20 protein-coding genes are annotated in these 18,026 nt (G+C 52.8%); 15 read left to right on the forward strand and 5 right to left on the reverse strand.

Features of this window, described 5'->3' with window-relative positions; all coding sequences use genetic code 11:
• Nucleotides 1–4: 4 nt before the first annotated feature.
• A complete protein-coding gene (locus KNP79_RS00405) occupies nucleotides 5–727 on the reverse strand; it encodes an SDR family NAD(P)-dependent oxidoreductase (RefSeq protein ID WP_215190857.1) in 723 nt (240 codons plus the stop codon).
• Nucleotides 728–808: 81 nt separating this feature from the next.
• Here KNP79_RS00405 and cls point away from each other — a divergent pair, with 81 nt between their 5' ends.
• Genes cls through pepF form a run of 3 tightly spaced genes read left to right on the forward strand, consistent with a single transcriptional unit; the run spans nucleotide 809 to nucleotide 5,214 of the window.
• Nucleotides 809–2,320: a cardiolipin synthase gene (gene cls, locus KNP79_RS00410; RefSeq protein WP_034776952.1), complete on the forward strand. Its 1,512-nt coding sequence runs from the start codon at nucleotides 809–811 to the stop codon at nucleotides 2,318–2,320.
• A gap of 12 nt (nucleotides 2,321–2,332) precedes the next feature.
• Nucleotides 2,333–3,394, forward strand: a complete 1,062-nt coding sequence (locus KNP79_RS00415; protein WP_215190858.1) for a competence protein CoiA — start codon at nucleotides 2,333–2,335, stop codon at nucleotides 3,392–3,394.
• A 17-nt stretch (nucleotides 3,395–3,411) separates the two neighbouring features.
• Nucleotides 3,412–5,214, forward strand: a complete 1,803-nt coding sequence (pepF, locus tag KNP79_RS00420; protein WP_215190859.1) for an oligoendopeptidase F — start codon at nucleotides 3,412–3,414, stop codon at nucleotides 5,212–5,214.
• A gap of 221 nt (nucleotides 5,215–5,435) precedes the next feature.
• On the opposite strand, the gene KNP79_RS00425 is transcribed toward pepF, so the two are convergent.
• Together KNP79_RS00425 and KNP79_RS00430 are read right to left on the reverse strand one after the other, a co-directional pair.
• The gene (locus KNP79_RS00425) at nucleotides 5,436–6,209 is read right to left on the reverse strand and encodes a DsbA family protein (RefSeq protein ID WP_034776958.1); all 774 of its coding nucleotides are present in this window, start codon (nucleotides 6,207–6,209) and stop codon (nucleotides 5,436–5,438) included.
• Nucleotides 6,210–6,294: 85 nt separating this feature from the next.
• The gene (locus tag KNP79_RS00430; RefSeq protein WP_200881479.1) at nucleotides 6,295–6,876 is read right to left on the reverse strand and encodes a CYTH domain-containing protein; all 582 of its coding nucleotides are present in this window, start codon (nucleotides 6,874–6,876) and stop codon (nucleotides 6,295–6,297) included.
• A gap of 107 nt (nucleotides 6,877–6,983) precedes the next feature.
• Here KNP79_RS00430 and yjbM point away from each other — a divergent pair, with 107 nt between their 5' ends.
• From yjbM to KNP79_RS00445, 3 genes are read left to right on the forward strand one after another with little or no spacing between them, the layout of a single operon-like run.
• Nucleotides 6,984–7,628 (forward strand): GTP diphosphokinase, encoded by a 645-nt coding sequence (gene yjbM, locus KNP79_RS00435; protein WP_034776960.1) that lies wholly within the window; start codon nucleotides 6,984–6,986, stop codon nucleotides 7,626–7,628.
• An 11-nt stretch (nucleotides 7,629–7,639) separates the two neighbouring features.
• Nucleotides 7,640–8,437 (forward strand): NAD kinase, encoded by a 798-nt coding sequence (locus tag KNP79_RS00440; protein ID WP_034776962.1) that lies wholly within the window; start codon nucleotides 7,640–7,642, stop codon nucleotides 8,435–8,437.
• A 3-nt stretch (nucleotides 8,438–8,440) separates the two neighbouring features.
• Nucleotides 8,441–9,307, forward strand: a complete 867-nt coding sequence (locus KNP79_RS00445) for an RluA family pseudouridine synthase (RefSeq protein WP_215190860.1) — start codon at nucleotides 8,441–8,443, stop codon at nucleotides 9,305–9,307.
• A 40-nt stretch (nucleotides 9,308–9,347) separates the two neighbouring features.
• Here KNP79_RS00445 and KNP79_RS00450 read toward each other — a convergent pair whose 3' ends face one another.
• Complete coding sequence (locus KNP79_RS00450; protein WP_034776964.1) at nucleotides 9,348–10,514, reverse strand: FtsW/RodA/SpoVE family cell cycle protein; 1,167 nt, start codon at nucleotides 10,512–10,514, stop codon at nucleotides 9,348–9,350.
• Nucleotides 10,515–10,663: 149 nt separating this feature from the next.
• Between KNP79_RS00450 and fabI the strand changes: the two genes are divergently transcribed.
• Both fabI and KNP79_RS00460 read left to right on the forward strand, forming a co-directional pair.
• A complete protein-coding gene (gene fabI / locus KNP79_RS00455) occupies nucleotides 10,664–11,437 on the forward strand; it encodes an enoyl-ACP reductase FabI (protein ID WP_131433674.1) in 774 nt (257 codons plus the stop codon).
• Between the two features lie 85 nt (nucleotides 11,438–11,522).
• A complete protein-coding gene (locus tag KNP79_RS00460) occupies nucleotides 11,523–11,711 on the forward strand; it encodes a hypothetical protein (RefSeq protein WP_021066964.1) in 189 nt (62 codons plus the stop codon).
• Between the two features lie 2 nt (nucleotides 11,712–11,713).
• Here KNP79_RS00460 and KNP79_RS00465 read toward each other — a convergent pair whose 3' ends face one another.
• Nucleotides 11,714–12,223 (reverse strand): YjcG family protein, encoded by a 510-nt coding sequence (locus KNP79_RS00465; RefSeq protein ID WP_034776969.1) that lies wholly within the window; start codon nucleotides 12,221–12,223, stop codon nucleotides 11,714–11,716.
• A gap of 173 nt (nucleotides 12,224–12,396) precedes the next feature.
• Between KNP79_RS00465 and KNP79_RS00470 the strand changes: the two genes are divergently transcribed.
• The 7 genes from KNP79_RS00470 (at nucleotide 12,397) to KNP79_RS00500 (ending at nucleotide 17,997) form a co-directional block, all read left to right on the forward strand.
• On the forward strand, nucleotides 12,397–12,942 hold the full coding sequence (locus KNP79_RS00470) for a phosphatidylglycerophosphatase A family protein (RefSeq protein ID WP_034779805.1): 546 nt from the start codon (nucleotides 12,397–12,399) through the stop codon (nucleotides 12,940–12,942).
• A complete protein-coding gene (locus tag KNP79_RS00475) occupies nucleotides 12,942–13,526 on the forward strand; it encodes a phosphatase PAP2 family protein (protein WP_214752615.1) in 585 nt (194 codons plus the stop codon). The genes KNP79_RS00470 and KNP79_RS00475 overlap by 1 nt, the downstream gene beginning before the upstream one ends.
• Nucleotides 13,523–14,056 (forward strand): hypothetical protein, encoded by a 534-nt coding sequence (locus KNP79_RS00480; protein WP_215190861.1) that lies wholly within the window; start codon nucleotides 13,523–13,525, stop codon nucleotides 14,054–14,056. Before KNP79_RS00475 ends, KNP79_RS00480 begins: the two co-directional genes overlap by 4 nt.
• A complete protein-coding gene (locus KNP79_RS00485; protein WP_034776975.1) occupies nucleotides 14,053–14,244 on the forward strand; it encodes a hypothetical protein in 192 nt (63 codons plus the stop codon). The genes KNP79_RS00480 and KNP79_RS00485 overlap by 4 nt, the downstream gene beginning before the upstream one ends.
• 170 nt (nucleotides 14,245–14,414) lie before the next feature.
• Nucleotides 14,415–16,439, forward strand: coding sequence for a BglG family transcription antiterminator (locus KNP79_RS00490; protein WP_215190862.1), 2,025 nt, complete (start codon nucleotides 14,415–14,417; stop codon nucleotides 16,437–16,439).
• The gene (locus KNP79_RS00495) at nucleotides 16,436–16,702 is read left to right on the forward strand and encodes a PTS sugar transporter subunit IIB (RefSeq protein WP_034776979.1); all 267 of its coding nucleotides are present in this window, start codon (nucleotides 16,436–16,438) and stop codon (nucleotides 16,700–16,702) included. Before KNP79_RS00490 ends, KNP79_RS00495 begins: the two co-directional genes overlap by 4 nt.
• A 32-nt stretch (nucleotides 16,703–16,734) precedes the next feature.
• Complete coding sequence (locus tag KNP79_RS00500; protein WP_034776981.1) at nucleotides 16,735–17,997, forward strand: PTS ascorbate transporter subunit IIC; 1,263 nt, start codon at nucleotides 16,735–16,737, stop codon at nucleotides 17,995–17,997.
• The last annotated feature ends 29 nt before the right edge of the window (nucleotides 17,998–18,026 follow it).

The following is an 18,026-nucleotide window of genomic DNA, read 5'->3' on the forward strand; positions in this document are numbered from 1 at the left end:
TGCATCATGAGAGGGTATAGCCCCCATCGACCGTAATGGCTTGGCCGTTGATATAGCTCGACGCCTCACTCAACAAGAAGGTCACGACCGGCGCCACTTCATCCGGTTTAGCGGCATGTCCCCGGAAATGATGGGTCATCGCCTCTTGGAACTTGGCTTCCCCGCCGTACAACTTGTGACTGAGCGGGGTGTCGACCGGACCGAAACAGACCGCATTGAAGCGGATTTTGCCTTTCATTCGATGGGCGAACGTCTTCGTCAAGGCGATGACGGCCGCTTTGGACGCGGCGTATGGACCAAGCATCGGTGGGAATTTGACGTGGCCGACGATGGCAGCGTTGTTGACGACGCTCGCTCCATTCGCGAGGAGCGGGATAGCGCGTTGGATAAGTCGATTTGTCGCGAGCACGTTCAGTTCAAAGACGTCATCGAACGCGGACGCAGGCAACCGTTCTGGTGTCCCGGGGCGCCCGAACGTCGCCGCGTTATTGAATAGGCCGTCTAACGTGATGGCCCGGTCTTTGAGTTCGTCCATCATCGCCTCGATGTCGTCGGGTTGGGACAAATCGCATGCCATAAACGTGACGCGAGCGGATGCCGCCTCGATTTCTTCGCCTCGTGTCTCGTCTCGGCCGATGCCGATGACGTCATGTCCTTCCTCTGCTAACCGGAGGGCGACGGCCCGTCCAATCCCGCTCGTCGCTCCCGTAATCAAAAATGTGCCCATATTTCGTTCGCTCCCCTCAAAAGATGGCGTTAAGTTGTATAATTATGATAATACAAGATAGAAACGGGGTCAGTTTATAATATGTTGCGACGCATACAAGTCCTTTTATCCCTGATTTTGCTCGCAGGTCTCATTGCCGTATTATCATATTACTGGAGCTCCCAAGTGATCGGCTTGTTCTCGGTGCTCGTCTTTTTGACGACGTTCAGCATTTTGCTCGTCATCTTGCTCGAGAACCGCAATCCGCAACGAACGCTCATTTGGGCGATCGTCATGCTCGGCTTCCCGGTCGTCGGTCTGTTCGCTTATTTCGTGTTCGGACAGAACTATCGCCGGAAGCGGATGTTCAAAGAGAAAGCGATGCTCGATGAAGAGACATACCTCGCCTATCGGCAGAAGGCGATGACGTTGTCGCCGTCACTCATGTTCTCCCACGACGATTATGAGAAATTGCTCCATTTGACGTCGTCCCTCAATCAATTACCCGTCTCATCGAACACGTATACGCAAGTGCTGACGAACGGGCAAGAAAAGTTTTCGAAACTGTTGCCCGCCTTGAAAGGGGCGACCCGCCACATCCATCTTGAATATTATATTTTCCGGGAAGATCGTATTTCTCGGGAAATTCAACGCATTTTGATCGACAAGGCGAGGGCGGGGGTCGAGGTCCGCTTCTTGTACGATGCCGTCGGTTCGATCCATACGAGCGGGACGTTCTTCGACGAGATGCGGCAAGCAGGCGTCCACGTCCAAGCCTTCTTCCCCGTCGTCTTACCGCTCGTGTCGAGCAAGACGAACTACCGGAACCACAGGAAGATTGTCGTCATCGACGGCACGGAGGCGTTCACCGGCGGGTTGAACGTCGGTGACGAGTATTTGGGCGAACATTCGAAGTTCGGCTTCTGGCGTGACACGCATCTGTACGTCAGAGGGGAAGGGGTGTCGGAACTGCAACTGATCTTTTTGCAGGACTGGTACTATATGACGGGCGAGCGCCTGTTCACTCCGTTTTATCTCGAACCGCTCGAGACGGTACGCAGCGCGAGCGGGGGTGTGCAAATCGTGGCGAGCGGACCGGATGAACCGTATGAAACGATGAAGTCGATCTATTTCGCGCTGATCAACGCCGCGAAAAAATCGGTCTATATCTCTTCGCCGTATTTGATTCCCGATGAGGACATCATGAGCGCGCTCAAGACCGCCTCGCTGTCCGGAATCGATGTCCGGATTGTTCTCCCGAGCTATCCGGACCATAAGATCGTGTTTTATGCGAGCCGGTCGTACTTCGAGGAGCTGCTCAGCGCCGGTGTGAAGATTTATCTGTATGAAGAAGGGTTCATGCACTCGAAAGTCATCGTCGTCGACGATGGGCTGGCGACGATTGGGACGGCGAACATGGACTTCAGGAGCTTCCACCTCAATTTCGAGGTGAATGCGCTCTTATACAACACGAATTCCGTCCATCAGCTCAAGCAAGATCTCTATAAAGACTTTGAAGGGTCACACGAGTTGGAGTTGCAGGCATTCTCGGAACGGTCGTACTTCATCAAACTCGTCGAGTCATTGGCCCGAATGTTTTCACCACTACTATGAGGGGGAAGCGGGATGCGGTTTGCCATCGATCGGACAGGGGGGTATGTCGATGCCCTTACGTTAAGTCGGGGGCGGATCGAACCGTTTGCCCCTTTTGTGTGTCCAGAATGCGGGGAACGGGTCATCGTCAAGCAAGGTGTGAGGCGACGGCTTCATTTCGCACATGTCCATCCGTGTGGACGAGGCGAGTCGACGGGGCACCACGAAGACAAATGGGGTGTTCGGCAGTGGCTTCAGACACAAGGTTACGCCGTCGAACAAGAAGTCGTCATCGGCGCACGTCGTGCCGATTTGCTGGCCCGACGCGACGATACGAGGCTCGTCATCGAAATTCAGGCGTCGACGCTCACAATCGAGTCTTACGTCGAGCGGACGAGACATTATCGCGACAACGGACTCGATGTCGTCTGGCTGGCGAGCGGATTAGAACCTAGTGCTTGGCCTTCATTGCAGCCTTGGATGCGTCACGAACTGTTTAGACGGCATGGCCTCCTTGTCCCATGCAAGCAAGTACTTTATCGTTTCATTGGCTTCCCGATATCGGTTCGACGTGGCGTTGGTCATTGGCAGACCGTATCGTCATTCTCGAGTTCGCCGTTCGAATGTTATTATCGTTTCGACGCCCAGCAATGGGTTCAACTCGTCCGGCGCCGCCGCATGACCCCGCCCTATCCGACACCGCAGTACCGCCGGCTCGTCTTGAACCGGTTGTATCCGATCGGAATGCTACCGTCTCTTATGCCGAGTTGCTGTTACTTGCCGTTATCCTCGCTTTGGGGCATCCACGTCCATCCGTTCACGTTTCAGACGGTGCTTTATTTGAATCGGCGTGAGCGTCCCGACGACTCCGTCGCATGGAGTATCGAAAAGACGTGCCGCCAGTTTGACGTGACCCCGACAAGCGACTTTCTCCAAGCGTTTGAAGTACAATGGAGACAACTCTTGAACGTGTTTGATATGACGGAGTCGGTGGGGGATTGGCACTTCCCAAAGACGCTAGAGACGGCCCTTCTCCACGATCTTCGATTATTTCAAGGGTTTCAGCGATTCATGGCGAAATCGTATACAAACTAGGAAAAGGAAGTGGACATATGTCAGAAGTACTCACACGAAAACAAGTACCCGTCGAGGAGACGTGGAACTTGGAGACGATTTATGCGGACGATCAGGCGTGGGAACACGATTTTGAGGCATTGAAAGCAAACGTGCCGGCCTTGGTCGAGTTTAAAGGTAAACTCGGGGAATCAGCCTCTACTTTGTTTGAAGGCCTGCAACTTCGCGACGACATCTCGCGTCAATTGCATAAACTGTATACATACGCCCATATGCGTTATGACGAAGATACGTCGAACAGTCATTACCAAGCGTTGAACGACCGGGCGGGCTCGCTCGCGGCCCAAATCTCGGCTCAGCTCGCATTCATGACGCCGGAACTGCTCGCCATCGATGAGAGTCAAATCGAGGCGTTCATGGCGGAACACGAATCGCTCAACGTCTATCGCCATGCGTTCGACGAGTTGGCGCAAGAGCGTCCGCACGTGTTGACGGAAGCCGAAGAGGCGATTCTCGCTCAAGCTGGTGACGTGCTCGGCCAGTCGAGTTCGACGTTCGGCATGCTCAACAACGCCGATTTGAAATTCCCGAAAGTGAAGAACGAGAAAGGTGAGGACGTCGAATTGACGCATGGCCGTTACATCACATTCCTCGAGTCGAGCGACCGTAGCGTCCGCGAAGGGGCGTTCAAGGCGATGTACGGCACGTACGAGCAATATTTGAACACGTTCGCCTCGACGTTGTCAGGCAGCGTGAAGAAGGATAACTTCTATGCGACGGTCCGTAAGTTCGAGAGTGCCCGTCAAGCGGCGCTCCATCATAACGCTATCCCGGAAGCGGTATACGACGGTCTCGTCGAAGCGGTGAACGAACGCCTCGACTTGTTGCATCGTTACGTCGCGCTCCGGAAACGGGCACTCGGTGTGGACGAGCTGCATATGTATGACTTGTATACACCGCTCGTGAAAGATGTGGACATGAAAATCCCATATGACGAAGCGAAAGACTTGATGGTCGAGGGACTCGCACCACTCGGTGACGAGTACGTCCAAATCGTCAAGGACGGTCTCGATTCACGCTGGGTCGACGTCCGTGAGACGCGTGGCAAACGGAGCGGTGCTTACTCTTCAGGCGCGTACGACACGCAGCCGTTCATCTTGATGAACTGGCAAGACAACGTCAACAACTTGTTCACGCTCGCCCATGAGTTCGGTCATTCGGTCCATAGCTATTACACGCGGGCGTCGCAGCCGTATCCATACGGGGACTACTCGATTTTCGTGGCCGAAGTGGCATCGACGACGAACGAGGCGCTCTTGAACGATTATTTACTGAAGACGCGTACAGACCGCCAAGAGCGGCTCTATCTCTTGAACAATCAGCTCGAGACGTTCCGTGGCACGTTGTTCCGTCAGACGATGTTCGCCGAGTTCGAGCATATGATCCATAAAGCGGCCCAAGATGGCGTCTCGCTCACACCTGAGTACTTGAACGAGACGTACCTCGAGCTCAACAAGCGATACTTCGGAGACGAGCTCGTCATCGATGGGGAGATCGCCTTCGAATGGGCACGGATCCCGCACTTCTATTACAACTACTACGTCTATCAGTATGCGACGGGCATCTCGGCGTCGGCCGCATTGTCGCAACAGATCATGGACGAAGGGGAACCGGCCGTCCGTCGTTACATCGACAAGTTCTTGAAGGCCGGGTCGAGCGATTATCCAATTGAAGTATTGAAGGCGGCTGGAGTCGATATGACGACGAAAGCACCGGTGCTCGCAGCGCTCGATCAGTTCGAGGCCGTGCTAGACGAGATGGAAGCGTTACTTTTCCAATAAAAGAAGCGGGGCGTGAACATTATGTGACAATATGAACAAAGTGCTTGTCACGGTGCGCTCGTCTCGGTATATTATAAGTGTGAAATCAATCACAAACCCCTTTATTGACCGTAAACTTTCTCCCAACCTGTGATCTGTATAGATACTCGGGTACGATGTTTTCCGTCCCCGCGGGAAACATCGAAAAAACCCACGGCTCCCCGGCCGTGGGTTTTGTTGTGTCATTTATTCGTCGCCCAAGCTTCGCCGCTGCAGCCCGGGACAGGCCGGCAACGTTGTTGGAGCGACAGTTTTTTTAATTCTCTTTCGATGACAGGCTTGTCGAGCTCTAAAATGAAAGCGAGCTCGGTAATCGTTGAGGCGTCATAGTGTCCTAACACTTTCTCGACGTTCCAATCGGTCTCACGGGTCGGTACATAGCCGAGCAGTTCGGCCATGACAGCCTGATAGACGTCATACGGATAGAGTCCTTCGATTTTGAGCGCCTCGTCACGCGTGACGAACGTCAAGGCGGGAAGCGATTCGATTTCCCAGTCTTTCAAGATCTCATGATCGACCGCCAGTGCGCTCAGCAGTTGATTGGATTGGATATCGGCAGCCAACTCATCGATGTCGAGTCCATAACTGACGAACGAGCGGGCAATTTCCCATAAGTCGCTGTCGCTAGAGCCATCCTTCAAAAAGATATCGTTAATATGCAGATGGCGCATGAAGCGCATCGCATGACGTTTCCCTTGTAACTCCATAGCCTTGATCATCGTGAGAAGGCGAACCTCTTCTTGACATCCGCCAACACAACTAGGAACCGTCGAAACCATACGGAAACGAATCAAGTGCCCGTATTCAAGTTCGAGTTTTTTAATGAGTGTCATCACGTGAAGCCCGTCTGGATCTGAGATGTCCATGAAATAGAATAACTCTAATGGCTTATATGTTACTTGGATAGAAGATTCTTCCAATGAACAGGATGACTCATTACATTGTTCAAGTTCCATTGTGTCGCCTCCTCTCGTAAACAAAAATCAAATATATCGTATGCTCATTGTAGCAACGAAAAAAAAAGGTTGGCAACGTATCTGCTCAACCTTGGTTTCGACGCATCTTTTCTTCCATGAATCGAACGATTTTATTTTTGGCGGGCCGGAGGGGAATGCCATGGCGATGAAGAAGCTGTTCGAACGCGAGTTTGCCCTTCGCTTCATCGGTCACTTCAAATTCTATTTCATAGTCGTGAATCTCCAAATAATGACTTTCGTCGAGGACGAGCAGACCGTCTGGCGTCTCGATTTCCGCGCGTTTCGTCTCAAGGCGACCGAGATGTTCGAGCGGGCCGGACAAGTCGAACGCGGCGAGCGCCTCTTTCATTTGGTCGTCATGGATGATGCCGTATTTGAACAAGTTTTCGGCCTCTGCCTCATTGATTGGGGCATGCGTCTCGAGCAGTCCAACGTCATGCGGTTGTTTGAGTGTCAACACTTGGCCATGTTTTTTCTCGCGAATTCGTAGGGCGGCGCCGTGCTTCTTCAGTTCGAACGTCGGTGTATCGAAATAGTCATTCGCTTGCCATTTCACTTTGTCCGTTAAATCGTAGGCGGTGAGCAAGGTCTCATACTCGTCTTTCGTCAACATCGATTTGAATTCAATTTCCACTTCTTGGGTCATAAATCATCGCTCCATTCTATGAACAATTGTTCGTTTATGATACCATACAATCGGATACATACGGAAAAAGCAGGGTTTTCCGAAATGAACGAAAGTGGTGACAGCATATGCAATCAATGGATTGGGATCAATTTTTAGTGCCGTATCAAATCGCGGTCGATGAACTGAAAGTTAAATTCAAGGCGATTCGGAAACAATATAAATCTCAAAACGACCACTCACCGATCGAGTTTGTCACGGGACGGGTCAAACCGGTCGGTAGCATTCTCGAGAAGGCGAAGCGAAAGCAAATCCCTTACGACAAGTTGTCGACGGAGATGCAAGACATCGCCGGACTCCGCATCATGTGCCAATTCGTGGACGATATCGTCCACGTCCTTGAACTGCTCCATCACCGGACCGACTTTAAAATCGTCGAGGAACGTAACTATATCACGAACCAAAAGGAATCGGGCTACCGCTCTTACCATTTGATTCTCGAATACCCGGTTCAAACGATTCATGGCGAGTTCCCGACGCTTGTCGAAGTCCAAGTGCGGACACTTGCGATGAACTTTTGGGCAACGATTGAACACTCGCTCAACTATAAATACGACGGGGATATGCCGGTCGAGGTGCAGGAGCGCCTGCGCCGGGCGGCTGAAGCGGCATTTTTGCTCGATGCCGAGATGAGTCAGCTCCGCGTCGAGATTCAAGATGCGCAGCAAGTGTTCCGGGATAAAGAAATGAACGTCCAAACGGACCAAGACTAGGGGGCCAAGGCATGCAGTTTGCGATTGTAGCACGGGGAGACGCGCGTTCGGCCGATATTGCGCGCGAGTTGACGAATAAATTGACCGAAGCGGGGCATTCGGTCTCGAAAGAGCCGCGGATCGTCGTCTCGGTCGGTGGGGATGGGACGATGCTCCAAGCGTTCCACGAATATATCGACCGGCTCGATGATACGCTGCTCGTCGGGATTCATACGGGCCATCTCGGTTTTTACGCCGACTGGCAACCAGACGAGCTCGACGAGTTGACGGAAATGATCACGAGCGAATCGTTCGAACCGGTGTCTTATCCGCTCGTCGAGGTGCTCATCGATTACGAGGACGGGACGACCGAACGACAACTCGCCATGAACGAGTGTACGATTAAAAACTATAAACGTACGCTCGTCTGTGACTTGTCGATTCGCGACGATTATTTCGAGACGTTCCGCGGTGACGGGTTATGCATTTCGACACCATCCGGGTCGACGGCCTATAACAAAGCACTCGGGGGTGCCATCGTCCATCCGTCGATTGAAGCAATCCAAGTGACGGAGATGGCGTCAATCAATAACTTGGTGTACCGGACGATCGGTTCACCGCTCTTGTTGCCGAAGCATCATCAAGTGAAGATCGAGCCGCACACGAAAACAGAATTCGAACTCGCGTTCGATCACCAAGAAGCATTGTCGTGGTCGAACGTGCGCTCGATTCGCTGTGCGGTCGCGAAAGAAAAAGTGACATTTGCCCGGTTCCGCCCGTTCCCATTTTGGCGACGGGTCCGGGAATCGTTCATTGAGGAAGGGAAGTAACCGATGTACGGATTCACATTGCATCGCGTCGCGGGGGCGAACGTCCCGCTGCGCGATTTTTTAATGACAGACTGCGGCATCTCGCGCAAGATGTTGACCCAAATCAAACAAGGGGGGCTCATCCTCGTCAACGGAGAGCCGCGGACGGTACGTTATGACATCAGCGAAGGAGATGATGTGACGGTCCATTTCCCGGTCGAACAGCCGGCGGAGACGATGGTCCGCTCGTCACGCCCGCTCACGATCCTGTTTGAGGACGACTATTTGCTCGCCGTCGATAAACCGGCTGGGATCGCGACGATCCCGTCCCGGCTTCATCCCGACGACACGCTTGCCAATGCGGTGCTCGGATATTACGAGCGAATCGGATTGCAGTCGGCGATTCACGTCATCAATCGACTCGATCGTGACACGAGCGGCGTCGTCTTGTTCGCAAAATATGCGTACGTGCACCATCGGTTCAGTGAATTGCAACAGACCGGGGGCTTGTCACGGACGTATCTCGCTCTCGTCGAAGGACCGGTTTTCCCACAGACGATTGACGCTCCCATCGGCCGTGCCCCGGATTCAATCATGGAACGAATCGTGACGGCAGACGGACAGCACGCCGTGACCCATATCCTTGAAGCGGAACCACACGAGGCATATACAGCGCTGACGATCGCCCTCGAGACCGGACGGACGCATCAAATCCGCGTCCATCTGCGCCATATCGGGCATCCGCTCCTCGGGGATACGATGTACGGTGGTAAGACCGTACTCGACCGTCACGCGCTCCACAGCGCCTCGGCGACGTTTTGCCACCCGATGACGGGCGAGAGACTCGTCATTGAGGCGACATACCCGCATGATTTTCGACTTGAAGCATAATACAAACAGTCCCGCACTCAGCTGAGCGCGGGACTGTTTTTCAATCGTCGTCGAACATATACGATTTTGATTTCGACGCGACGTTCATGACGAGGCCGATGGCAATCATGTTCATGATGATCCCGGTCCCGCCGTAACTGATGAACGGTAACGTCAGACCGGTGATTGGAAGGACACCGATCGTCATGCCGATGTTCTGGAAAATTTGGAACGTGAACATGGCGATGACTGCGGTCACGATGTAACTGCCGAACGGACTGCTTGCCTCAAGCGCGATATGAATCATCCGGTATAAGAACAGGAAGAAGACGATTATCACGATGGCCGCACCGATGAACCCATAATGTTCAGCGATGACGGCGAAAATGAAGTCGGTCTGCGACTCCGGCAAATAGACCAAACCTTGACCGTAGCCGGCCCCGAACATTTGACCGGACCCGATCGCCTGAAGCGATTTAATCAATTGGAACGCCAAGTCGTCGGAATACTCATACGGATAAATCCACGCTTGGAATCGATTCAAGGCGTGTCCCGGAACAAAGCTTTGCAACACCTCGAAATGGGAGAAGAACAAGTACATGAAACCGCCGATTGTCACGGCAGCGGCGCTGAACAGACCGAGCAACCATTTCCAGCCGATTCCGGAGACGATGATGATGGCCCCGAGCATCGTGATGAGAACCAGCCCGGTCCCTAAATCCGGTTGCGTGACAATCAGTCCGAGCGGCGGAATGGCGAGTAGGACGAGCTTCATTAACAGCCACGTGTCCTGTTGGGATGAGCCGTAGCGTTTATTATGGTCGTAGACGATCGTAGCCATGGAGATGAGCAAAAACAACTTCATGAATTCGGCCGGTTGAAAACTGAAACCTGGCACGTTGTACCAGCCGTACGCCCCGTTGATGTTTGGAACGAGTGTCGTATCCCGGAGCGGTATCAAGCCCACTAGCAGCAAGAGCCCGAAGGAATAGAGATACCAGTGAATTTTTCGCAACTGTTCGTACTCGATCGTCATGATGGCGAACATGGCCACGAACCCGATGATGTAACGGATTCCTTGATCGAATGCGAAGTTGATATGTTGTAATCGTGTCGGCAACATCGGTTGTGCCGTGTAAATGGCGCCTAGGCTTATGACCATCAAGAAAAAGACGATTGTCAAAAGTGTCGTGTCTAAACTTCTTAAATAAGATTGAATGCGGTTCATGATGAAGTCGTCTCACCCTTTCTATACGTATTTTATCTTACCGTAAGTTAAAAAAATCGCAATACGTTACGCGCTAGTTGACAAAACAGACACCATTCTGTAATCTGATAACAGATGTTATAACCAGGTACTAAAAAGGGGAGTTTACGATGTCAATCTATCCAACGTTAACGAATAAGACGTATGTCGTCATGGGAATTGCCAATAAACGCTCGATCGCATGGGCGATCGCGAAGACGCTCGACGCGGCAGGTGCGAAGCTCGTCCTTACGTATGCGGCCGAACGCTTCAAATCAGGTCTTGAGTCGCTTGCGGCCGATTTGAACGGAGAGGCCCTACTTTTAGAATGCGACGTCACGAACGACGAAGCAATCGATACGACGTTCCGTACGATTCACGAACAAGCAGGGCCGATTCAAGGGATCGCCCATTCAATCGCATTCGCTGACAAAGAAGCACTACGCGGCGAATTCTCGGAAATGACGCGCGGGCAGTTCGCGCAAGCGCTCGACATTTCGGCGTACAGTTTGACGGCAGTCGTCAAAGCGGCCAAGCCGTATTTCGCAGAAGACGCTTCGGTCATCACACTCACGTACCTCGGCGGTGAGCGCGTCGTCCCGAACTACAACTTGATGGGTGTCGCAAAAGCAGCCCTTGACTCGAGCGTCAAATACTTGGCGAACGAGTACGGACCTCACGGCGTCCGCGTTAACGCGATCTCGGCAGGACCGATTCGCACGTTATCGGCCAAAGGTGTCGGCGACTTTAACAGCATTTTGTCTGAGCTTGAACAGAAGGCGCCACTGCGTCGCAACGTCTCGGCAGAAGAAGTGGCCTCGACGGGCTTGTTCTTGTTATCGAGCATGGGTAGCGGTGTGACAGGAGAAGTCATCCACGTCGACAGCGGTTATCATATTTTGTAAATATAGGGGAAGGGCGCAGCGATGCGCTCTTTTTTGTATTATTCCGACCTGATTTCGGGTAAGGACCTGTGAAGGAGGTTGGATCATGGGTCCTTATCAGATTGATTTCACGGTCGTCCAATATGGAAATCGCCAAGTTCAACCGACAGAACGGGCGAATATCGAGCCGGTCACGCGGATTCAGCGTGTCCAACGCATCCGGCCGCGCCAAGAAGAATGGCTAGAAGCCGAACAACAAAACAGCCCCGGTCGATTTGTCGACCGGAGCGTGTAAACTTATCCGCGGAACCGGAACGTCTCATAGACGTTCCATGTTTCGTTTTCGAGCTCATACATGACGGCCATACGGTTGACCGTTTCCTCGAAATGAACTTGCTCCATGCGCATCCGTTCGAGCACGTCGAACAGTTCGGCATCGGTCAAATCTTGCCCGATGGTGATGTGCGGGAGAAACTCGTATTTGGGAGGCTGGTTGAGAAGCCCCTCGTGGAGCTTGTCTTGGAGCGCTGACAGTTCGCGCGTCGGCAACACTTTTAAGTAGAGGACGTTGTTCGTCGGTGCGAACGAGCGGACCCCATCGATTTTTAATTGGATCGGTTTGGTCGAGTCTGCGACTTGTTGCAAATACTCGAGCACTTTCGGTAAATCGGCTTCGTCAATCTCCGTGCGTTCCTTGATTGTCACGTGTGGTGAAATCAAGGCGTACTTCGTATCGTACCGCTTCCGATACGAGTTGGCGAAATCTTGAACTTGTTTTGATGGAAATAAGACTACCCCAATCTTCATTCCAGTTCCCCCTTTATAAAGTGGTCTACTTTTTTATGATGACCGATTTATTGAATGAAGTCAAAGCGGGCTTAGTCTTTTTTTCGAGTTTTCAGTATAATAGAGGTTGAGTACTTCGGGAGAAACCTTCTCGAGATGAAAGGATGTGTAGCGGGAGTGTTCCCGCCTAGATGATGAAACATGTACCACACTCACGAGACGTACGCGAGGCCGCACGGGCTCGCTTGATTGAACGGGGCGTATCGATTGAATCGATCGCCGAGATCGTCTATCAAATGCAGGCGCCGTATTCGCCACACTTGTCACTGAAAGACTGCACGGAATCGGTCGAGGCCGTGTTAGATAAACGAGAGCTCCAACATGCGATTCTCGTCGGATCAGAACTTGATATTCTCGCCGAACGCGGACAGTTGTCCGAGCCACTGCTGTCAATCGTGGCATCGGACGAGGGCTTGTTCGGTGTCGATGAGACGATTGCCATCGGGGCCGTCAACACATATGGTTCCATCGCCGTCACGACGTTCGGATACTTAGACAAAGCGAAAATCGGCATCATCAAACAGCTCGACACGAAAATGGAAGATGGTCAAGTCCATACGTTCATGGACGACCTCGTCGGCGCGATCGCGGCGAACGCATCGGGACGCTTGGCGCACCGCTTGCGCGATATGACCGACTTTGGCGAAGACGAGATGCGGGAACGGAAAGGCTTGTATTAATGACACCGCGCTCAAACATGTTGGCGATCACCGGGGCGATCAGTTTCGTGCTCTTCTCGGTGGTCGTTGTTTTAGGTTGGGTGGTGCCGGTTGATCGGTTCGTCACGTCTACGCTTGACCCGCTCGCCGGTCCGCTGTTCGTCTATGTGACCGAGCTCGGCAGCGTGAAGGTATTGATCGGCCTGTCGTTTATCGGCATGCTTTATTTTTTGTGGCGGGGCGACCGGTTCGAGGCGTTTCGTTTACCGATTGTCGTCATTACGACGCTACTTGTGACGCAAGGGCTGAAACTCATCTATGGTATCGACCGGCCGTCGATCGATGCGGCGCTCGACGCGACGACGTACAGTTTCCCAAGCGGTCATGCCTCAGGGTCACTCGCGTTGTATGGACTGCTCGCCGTATTGGTGTATCGACGGAATGAGACCGTCGCCGGCTTGATTCTGCTCGTCACACTGACGTTGGCCGTCTCGTTCAGCCGGGTCATCTTGAACGTCCATTATTTTAGTGACGTCATCGGGGGCTGGCTCGTCGCCCTTGTCATCGTGGCGGGATCAGAAATGGTAAGGAGGAAACAAATTTGATTCTTGTAACACAAGTCGAAACATGGTTGTTTATGGACCGCGACCGGGCTGATGCGGCGGAAGCGCCGACGATCCTGGTCGAAAAGGATGCGTCCGGAGCCAAATCGTTCACCGCGATGCGGACATTGTTCCAACTGAAGAAATGGACAGGGCAACACCGCTTCGTGCCGCTCTTGTCATGTGATGAAGCGGCTTATCGAGCCTACGAGGTGTTTCATGTCGATGCCAAGCCTCCGTTCGCCATCCTTGAATCGGGACATGTATTGATGAAGGACAATGAGCGGGATGAGGCCTATGAAGGCGCCCTGCGCGACGCAGGTGTCACGACAGACCGCGAGCGGATCGCGTTCGCAGCGGATTACCTTGAACGGGAACTCGGTGAACCGGTCATACTCGCCATCGATGAGGCGATCACGTCGCGTCCCCGCGTGCCAGATGACGTATGCGTACCGGGAAATGTGATGCAGACAAGTGAACGGTTATTCGCTTGGGCAAACCGACAACAAGCGGAGAGAGGTGACGTACGATGAATGAGTGGGAACAAAAAATCCAAGCACTACTCGACGGTTCGGTCGAAGAGTTACTCGTGCCAAAAGACGATTTTTTGACGGTCCGCTCGCTGTTGATTGACAAGGGCTGGATGTTTGAAGTCGTCGGGGAAGCGAAACACGGGGGCGTCACAATTTATCGGAAGAACGAAGCCGGTTCGACAGAATAAGCGGCTACGGATAAAGGAGGGGCAAAGGACAAATGAGGTCCTGTGCCTCTTTTTTCTGGTCGCACGACGAGAGACAGAAGTTTGGGGACGGTGACCCGAAAACTCTGTCGTAAACGCTTACATAATCTAGACGAAACTCGCTTATACTAAACGTGTAGGAGGCCACTACCATGTTATTGAATGAAAAGAGCAAGCGAATCTTGAGCGTTATCATGCACGAACAACGAGTGACGATTGAATCGCTCGAGCTGATGCTCCCGTATTCACGACGGACCATCGAGTATGAGCTGGAGCGAATTCAAGAATGGTTGGTCGATTGTGGACTGCCGGACATGCACACGGACGGGGCAACGATTCAATTGACGCTCACTCCCGAGCTGACGGAGCGGTTTGAACAAGCAGGATTGATTTGGGCTGAAGAAGAGCGCGAATTGCTGATCGTGTTCTTCACATTGGTCAACCGAGAGTTTTTATCGGCGTTCCATTTTCAACAACTCCTTGACGTCTCCAAATTCACGGTGCAAGAAAGTTTGAATGGTGTGAAGAAAAGCGCGGCGCATTTCGGTCTCGATTTCGCCTATACCCGGAAGTCGGGGTATCACGTAAACGGACATCCACAAACAATCGCCTTGTATTTATATCGGACGATTGAACGTCTCGTCACCCGTTCGACGAAGGAGCGTCTTGTCAGTGCCGTGCTCGCGGATTGGGAGACGGAATATGAAGAGCTGCTTCACCAACTCGAAACGTACGAGACGGTTCGACAATTCCGCTTGGTCGAGAGCCATCGAGAAAAACTCGCCTACTTCCTCTTGTTCGGAAGCCGAATGGCGTTGCCTACGTCCACCGACGAAGAAGATTACGTCATGGCGGAGAACACGGACGACGCGCTCCGGCACCACTTCAGTCAAATGCCTCATCTCTGGGTGACGCTCGATATGCTGATCAAGAGCGGACCGAAAGTCGAGGAAGAGATGGATGAGGCGACACAACACGAATTGGCTAGCGTCATGATGGATGTGATCGAACGGTTCGAACTTCTCAGTTGCACGTTCATCATCGAGCGGGAAGCACTGTGCGAGAAACTCGTGCTTCATTCGAAAGCGACGATGCAACGCGTCTACACAGGGCTCGAAGCACCCGAAGAGCTCGAACGTTATGTCATGAAAGAACACAAAGTGTTGAACGTTCTCGTAGAGCGATCACTCGAGCCGTTCCGGCAACGTCTCGGCAAAGACGTTCCGGCGACGGAAGTCATGTATTATACGCTCCATTTTGCTGCGCATCTCCATCAACAAGGACAGCACCTCGATGAGCAGATGAAAGCCATCGTCGTCTGTCCGAGCGGGATTAGCGTCTCGCACATGCTCGACCATATTTTGAAGAATCAATTTCCTGAGATCGTCTTTTTACCACCGATCTCGCAGCGGGACGTCGAGCAGTACGCGCCGCTCGTCGACTTGATTTTCACGACCGTCCCGTTGCCGCGAACGATTCATGAGTTGGCGAATGTGACACTTGTCCCAGCGTTGCCGACACGGCTTGAACAAATCCAGTTGAAGCGTCAAATCGAGCAACGATTTTTAAAACGGGGCGAGCACGTCACAGTTCAACTCGACGACGTGTTGCAAGTCGTAAAAAAACATGCGACCGTCACGAACGAACGGCAACTGCGCCAAGATTTGCGGGCGTTGCTGTATGCAGACACGACTCAAACTGTACACCAGGGGGGACAGCCGGTGCTAAATGAACTGATCACGCGAGAAAATATTCAAGTGCTAGACAAAGTCGAGGATTGGCAAGCGGCCATCCGTCTAGCGGCCAAGCCGCTCGAAGCGAACGAATCGATTGTGACGAGTTATATCGACACGATGATTGACAACGTAGAAGAACACGGACCGTATATCGTCCTCATGCCTGACGTGGCCATTCCGCACGCCCGACCCGAGGACGGGGTCCGAAAGCTCGGCATGAGCGTATTGAAAGTGGGAGACCCGGTCGTCTTCCCCGAAAACAAATCGGTCCGGCTCTTCTTTGTACTTGCGGCCATCGACCAGACGACACATTTGAAGGCGCTCGCCCAACTGACGGAATTGCTCGGCAACGAGGCCGATTTGGCGACGTTGTTGTCCGCCCAGACGAGTGACGACATGTTACCAGTCATCAACAAATATTCAGAGGAGGAACAATCATGAAAAAAATCTTAGTTGTATGTGGAAACGGGCTCGGTTCAAGTTTCATCATGGAGTTGAATGTGAAGAAGGCGCTTGATCAAATGGGTGCCGAGGCAGAAGTGTCGCACACGGATATCGCGACGGCACGTACGGAACCGGCCGATATTTATCTGGGGGCCAAAGACATCATCGGTACGCTCGATGACGGGACGCGTGAAATCGTGGCTCTTGAGAACGTCATGGACATTGAAGGGATCAAGGCGCAACTAGAAGGTAAACTGTAAACGACTTCGGGGGTCGGAAGGGGGAACAATGAATGCTTGATTTAATTATGCGAGACATACTAGGGACACCTGCCATCTTGGTCGGTCTGTTCGCTTTGATTGGTCTTGTGCTTCAAAAGAAAGATGTGGCATCGGTCGTCTCTGGGACGTTGAAGACGATCATGGGCTTCGTCATTATCGGGGCCGGGGCCGGGGTCATCATCGCGGCACTTGATATATTCGGGCAGATGTTCGACGAAGCGTTCAGTATTCGCGGGGTCATCCCGAATAACGAAGCGATCGTCGCGGTCGCCCAAGACGCGTTCGGCGTCGAGACGGCGATGATCATGGTGTTCGGGATGGTCATGAACATCGTGCTCGCCCGATTCACACCATTCAAATATATCTTTTTGACGGGTCACCACACGTTGTTCATGGCGAGTTTGCTCGCCGCGATTCTGTCGGTGTCAGGCCTTGAAGGAGTCGTCCTCGTCGCGGTCGGTTCGCTGTTGCTCGGGTTATGTATGGTCCTGTTCCCGGCGCTGTTGCAACCGTTCGTCCGTCAAATCACGGGGTCGGACGACTTCGCGATTGGGCATTTCGGTTCGCTCGGATATTTTGTCTCGGGTACGATTGGCAAGTATGCGGGCAACAAAGAGCATTCGACGGAACACATTCAAGTGCCAAAGCAACTCGGATTCCTACGTGACACATCGGTCGCCGTCTCTTTGACAATGACGCTCTTGTTTGTGGTCGTGGCAATCTTCGCTGGTCCCGGTTTTGTCGAGAGTGAATTATCGGGCGGTTCGAACTATATCGTCTTCTCGATCATTCAAGCGATCACGTTCGCGGCTGGTGTGTATATCGTTCTCGCCGGGGTACGGATGTTGATTGCCGAGATCGTACCGGCGTTCAAAGGGATCGCTGACAAGATGGTACCGAACGCGAAACCGGCACTGGATTGTCCGACCGTGTTCCCGTTCGCTCCGAACGCGGTCATCATCGGCTTCTTGGTCAGTTTTGCGGCAGGATTGATTTCGATGTTCTTCCTCCCGCTGTTCGGGCTCGCGATCATCGTACCAGGGTTAGTTCCTCACTTCTTCACGGGAGCGACGGCTGGCGTGTTCGGGAACGCGACGGGAGGGCGACGCGGTGCGATTTTAGGTGCGTTCGCCAACGGTCTCCTCATCAGCTTCTTGCCGGCCATGTTGTTGCCGCTGCTCGGGAACCTCGGTTTTGAGAGCACGACGTTCGGTGATTCGGACTTCGCACTCGTCGGGATCCTCATCAGCTGGTTCGTCTCCTTGTTCACATGAAGTTGAATCCAAACGAAAGCCCACGTCCG

This window comes from Exiguobacterium sp. s7 (genome assembly GCF_018618195.1).
Taxonomy (GTDB): Bacteria; Bacillota; Bacilli; order Exiguobacteriales; family Exiguobacteriaceae; genus Exiguobacterium; species Exiguobacterium mexicanum_A.